The sequence below is a fragment of the Oerskovia gallyi genome (genome assembly GCF_014836745.1).
Taxonomy (GTDB): domain Bacteria; phylum Actinomycetota; class Actinomycetes; order Actinomycetales; family Cellulomonadaceae; genus Oerskovia; species Oerskovia paurometabola.
Window position 1 is genome coordinate 98,179 of record NZ_JACSQE010000014.1, and the last position, 4,516, is coordinate 102,694.

Annotated in this window: 5 protein-coding genes; 1 reads left to right on the forward strand and 4 read right to left on the reverse strand. The window is 75.1% G+C overall.

Annotated elements, in window-relative coordinates:
* Positions 1-49: 49 nt before the first annotated feature.
* The 4 genes from H9640_RS16400 to H9640_RS16415 all read right to left on the reverse strand — a co-directional run bounded on the left by H9640_RS16400 (position 50) and on the right by H9640_RS16415 (position 3,790).
* Positions 50-661 (reverse strand): DUF1775 domain-containing protein, encoded by a 612-nt coding sequence (locus tag H9640_RS16400; protein WP_191791850.1) that lies wholly within the window; start codon positions 659-661, stop codon positions 50-52.
* Positions 658-2,343 carry a copper resistance CopC/CopD family protein gene (locus H9640_RS16405; protein ID WP_191791851.1) on the reverse strand — a complete coding sequence of 562 codons (1,686 nt, stop codon included), beginning with the start codon at positions 2,341-2,343 and terminating at the stop codon, positions 658-660. Before H9640_RS16405 ends, H9640_RS16400 begins: the two co-directional genes overlap by 4 nt.
* Before the next feature lie 8 nt (positions 2,344-2,351).
* Entirely contained in the window at positions 2,352-3,080 is a 729-nt protein-coding gene (locus H9640_RS16410) for a YcnI family copper-binding membrane protein (RefSeq protein WP_191791852.1), read from the reverse strand.
* Between the two features lie 155 nt (positions 3,081-3,235).
* On the reverse strand, positions 3,236-3,790 hold the full coding sequence (locus H9640_RS16415) for a hypothetical protein (protein ID WP_191791853.1): 555 nt from the start codon (positions 3,788-3,790) through the stop codon (positions 3,236-3,238).
* 118 nt (positions 3,791-3,908) lie between these two features.
* On the opposite strand from H9640_RS16415, the gene H9640_RS16420 reads away from it, so the two are divergent.
* Entirely contained in the window at positions 3,909-4,439 is a 531-nt protein-coding gene (locus H9640_RS16420) for a hypothetical protein (RefSeq protein ID WP_191791854.1), read from the forward strand.
* Positions 4,440-4,516: the final 77 nt, after the last annotated feature.

A 4,516-nucleotide genomic window follows, 5' to 3' on the forward strand; every position in this document is an offset into this window, starting at 1 on the left:
GTTCCTGCCGGAACGGCGGCCCCTTCTCCGTCCGCGACCTGGAGTGCCTTCAGGGGCGTCGCCGGGCGAGGTACCAGGCACCCCCTGCCGCCGCCGCGAGCGAGGCCGCGGCCATCGCCGCGAGGGTCTGCGCGAGGCTCGCTCCAGGCCCGGAGCTCGTGCCCGGCCCGCCCGGTGCGGCCGGCTGCGCGGCCGGCGGGGCGAGCGTCGCGGTGGTCGCGACGAAGCTCGGCGCGGGGTGCCCGCCCGCCGGGTCGGTGTCGACCCAGTCGTACGAGCCCTCGGTGCACGTCTGCGTCGTGGGGAACCAGAAGGCCTGCCCGGCGGTGCCCGTGACCCTGGCGACGAGCTCGAACCGGGCAGCGGTGCCGTCGGCGACCGGGGTCCCCTCCCAGCGGACCCCTCCCGGTTCCTGGGTCGACACCCATCCTTCCGGCTCGACGGTCGAGACGGCCTCGACCCCTGCGGGGAGCGTGAGGTCGAGGCCCGTCGTCGGGGCGCCGTCGCACCCGTGCTCGAACGAGAACGTGAGCGTGGTGGTGCCGTCCCCGTTCGGCGTCGCGGTCTCCAGGAGGACGTGGGCCGCCGCGCCCTGCACGCCCGCCACGGTCAGCAGCGCGGCGAGACCGAGGGCCGCGGCTGCGCGAGAACGGCGCGTCATGGGGAGACCTCCACGGGAAGCGTGACGACCGGGTTCTCGTACTTCGAGGTGCGGACGCCGACCGTGACGTCCCACGCCCCGGCCATCGGCAGGTCGATCGAGGCCAGGTAGGTCCCGGTGCCGGTCCGTGTGACGGTGGGCGTGAAGGGGCCGATGCCCAGCTCGGGCTGCGTGAGCCCCACCTCGGGGAGCGCGACGGGGTCGAACGGGGCGCCGTCGGCGTCGAGCACGGTCAGCTCGAGCGAGTTGATGCCGAGCGCGCCCGGCGTGACCCTGGCCTGGAGCGACCCGGACCCGAGGGGTTCGTCGAACTCCTGGGCGGGCGCAGTGCTCTGCGCCTCGACGGGGACCCGGGTCCGCGCCTCGACCGGGCTCTGGGAGACGAGCACCCCGGTCACGACCAGCAGCACCGTCAGGACAGACGCCTCGGCGACGACCGTCCGGCGCAGACGCAGACGGCCCTCGGGACCCTCCGCGACGTGCGGGACCAACCCGTACCGGTTCCACGCCGCGATCGCCACGAGGCTCAGCGCAAGGGCGACCTTGACCAGGAGCGTCCGGCCGTACCCGGTGGTCACCAGCGCGTCGAGCGAGCCGAGGATGCGCCAGGCCAGCAGCACGCCGCTCAGGGCGAGCGCGAGGACGAGCCACGCGCCCACGGTCGAGAAGCGCAGGACCGTGCGCGCCGAGCGCTGGGCAGACGCCCCCGAGGAGCGCGCGAGCAGCAGGCACAGCCCCACGATCCCGCCGAACCACACGGACCCCGCGGCCACGTGCAGCACGTCGGCACCGAGGACGAGCCACGCCGGGCCGAACGTCCGGGTGTGCCCCACGACCGTCAGCGAGGTCGCGGCCAGCGCGGCAGTGCCGAGCGCGAGCGGGACGGGCCACCGCCGACGCGTCGCCCGGCCCGCCCGGGGGCAGAAGATGGTCGCGACGACCAGTCCCACCAGGCCGAGGAGCGCGGCCAGGGCCGACTCGGACCCCAGGGCCGCGGTCCAGACCTCCGGCTCCAGGAGCGCTCCGGCCGCGCGGCCCGCCTGCCACACGGCCGTGACCGGTACCGAGACGAGTAGCCCCGCCCCGGCGAGGACCGCGAGCCCCCGGCGCGTGCGGTCGAGCCGACGCCGGAGCACGGGCATGGCCCCCGGGGTCGCGTCGAGCAGCAGGAGCTCGAAGACCACGAGGCCGGCCACCCCGAGCGTCCCGACGTAGACGAGCGCCTGGGACGCCCGCCGCAGCGTCGAGACCGCCGCCGACGTCGAGGGCTCGGGGACCGCGGCGACGGTGTCGCTCGGTGCTCCGACCGAGAACGTGAACGCCCCCGCGACCGGGTGGGTGTCCCCGGACGTGACGCGCCAGCTCACGACGTACGTGCCGTCGTCGAGCACAGCGGGCACCGCGATCTCCACGCGGGAGTCGACCGCCGTGGGCGTGACGGCCACGGCCGTCCCCGCGGCGTCGAGCAGCGCGACGCCGCCGGGCGGCACCTGTACGGGTTCGTTGAAAGTGAGGGTCAGCAGGGCGGGGGAGTCCTCGACGACGAAGCCGTCCCGAGGATCGCTGTCGACGATCACGGCGTGGGCCGCGGCCGGGGACGCTGACGCCAGCATCAGCACCACCCCGGCCACGGCCGACACCACGACCGCCGTCACCCCGCGCAGGACGCGGGCGACGTTCATCGGTCGCGTCAGGCCTTGGGGCGACGGGCGAACGCGGCGCCGCCCAGGACGAGCCCCGCCGCACCGAGCACGAGCGCCACCCCGGACAGGACGAGGGGCAGCGACGACGGCTCGACCGACGACCCGGCCGCGTCGGCCGTGTCGTCAGTGCCGTCGGCGCTCGCGGCCGCGTCGGAGACCGTCTCGACGTCCCCGTGCGCCTCCTCGGCCTCGGTGATCGTCAGGGTCGGGGCGGGGAGGTCGAGGTCGTGCGGGTCCTCGCCCTCGGCCGCGACCTGGACCCAGGCGGACTCGCCCTCCTGGCAGGTCTGGACGGTCGGGAAGACGAGGGTCTCGCCGACGGCGTCGGGGAGCTTGGTCGACAGGACGAGGGCGTCCCGGTACCCGTCGGGCAGCGGCGTCCTCGCGGTGTAGACGATCTCGCCGACGCGCTCGGTGAGCTGGCCGCCGTGACCGTCGTCGATCGGGGTCGCGAGGGTCACCATGACCTTCTCGACGTCCCAGCCGGGGTTGACCGTGGGGGTCACGCTCGTGATCGGCTCGGGGATCTGGATCGAGACCTTCGTCGTCGCGGACTCGCCGCAGCCGTGCGGGACGCCGAACGTCAGGAGGGCGTAGGAGCCCGCGGTGGTCGTGTCGGGGTTGACCGACACGTGGGCGGACGCGCCGCTCGCGCCGAGCGCGAGGAGCAGGGTCGTCGCCGCGGCGACGGTGAGGAGCTTCGGTGAACGCTTCATGATCGGGGCACAGGCCTTCCGTGGTCGAACGCAGGGTCGCTCCCGCCGCGGGCACGCGGGCCCCGCGGTCGCTGGACGCGTGGGGGTGCGGCTCGACGACGTGTGCGCCGTCGAGGCGGCAGGGAGCGGGTCGCGGCAGGGAGCCGCGACCGAGGTCAAGGTGCTGCGTGGACCAGGACGGGAGGGGCGCGCCCCATGACCGCACCGCTGCCGGGGGCGGCGGGGGCGGGGGACGTCGAGGCGAGGACGAGGACGCCCCGCCCCCGGGCAGCGGGAGGACGCAGGAGGCGCGGGACCGAGCGCATGGTCAGCCATGACCACAGGGCCCACAGCGCGCGGTCCGCGTGGGTCAGGAGCACCGAGACGACGAGCGTCGCGAGCACGTGCGCGGCGAGCATGGGCACGGGGTTCTCGGCGGCGTGCGCGTGCGCGGGCACCGGGGACGCCGCGAGGAGCGCGCACTGCTCGAACGTGTAGTGCAGGACGACCTGGCCCAGACCGAGCACGCCCAGCAGGAGCGGCAACGCCAGGCGGCGGCCCAGGAGGCCGCGCAGTACCACGGCCGTGAGCATCACGAGGACCACGACCGGGACGGCTCCCGGTGCCGCGCCCCCGGCGAGGCGGTGCGAGACCAGGGACAGCCCGACGACCGCGGTGGCGAGCAACCCTGCTCGAACCCCGCGCAGCAGACCGACCGCCGGCGACAGCACGCGACGACTGTAGCGGGCAGAGCGTCAGAAAAGGACCCGTGTCCAGGAACGGCCATCTGCGTGAGCCTCTCCAGGCAGGGACCCGTCCGCAGACCGGACTTTCTGCCAGGATGCACGGATGGTGCATCCCATCGACCTCATCCCTGTGGACGCGGAGGGCTTTGACGCCCTCGAACCGCCCGTTCTGGACGAGGCGTCCGAGTCGGCCGGTGCGGCGGGACCACATGCTGCTCGGGTCTTCCCTCTCCTCGTGGCCGGGGCCTTGCTGCTCGGCGCCTCATCGCTGCTGAGGCACCTCGGGCGCGTGCTCCAGGCGTCCGCGGTCGACCGTTTCGGGAGCGTCGACCTCTCGAGCTGGCAGTGGTCGGTCGGCGAGGGGGCGTTCGCGGCGCACGTCCTGTCCGTCGGGGCGGGAGCGGCGGTGCTGACCGTGGCGGTGCTTCGAGCGGCGCGCCTCGTGGACTCCTTGGCGCGGCCCGACGTCGCCGCATCAGCCCGGCCGGCTCGGGCCCGGTGGTTGGTCGTCGTGGTGGCCTGTGTGGTCGCTGTGGCTGTGATGGTGGCCGTGGCCTTCCCGCCGGGCCGTGTGCCGAGTCAGGTGATCGTCCAGGACGTCCAGACCGGTCGGCTCTCGGTCCTCGACGGCTGACCCGCTCCGGGCGCACGCACGAGGTGGGGCCCGGCCCCCCCCCGGCCCCCCGCCCCCCCCCCGCCCCCGGGGCGTCC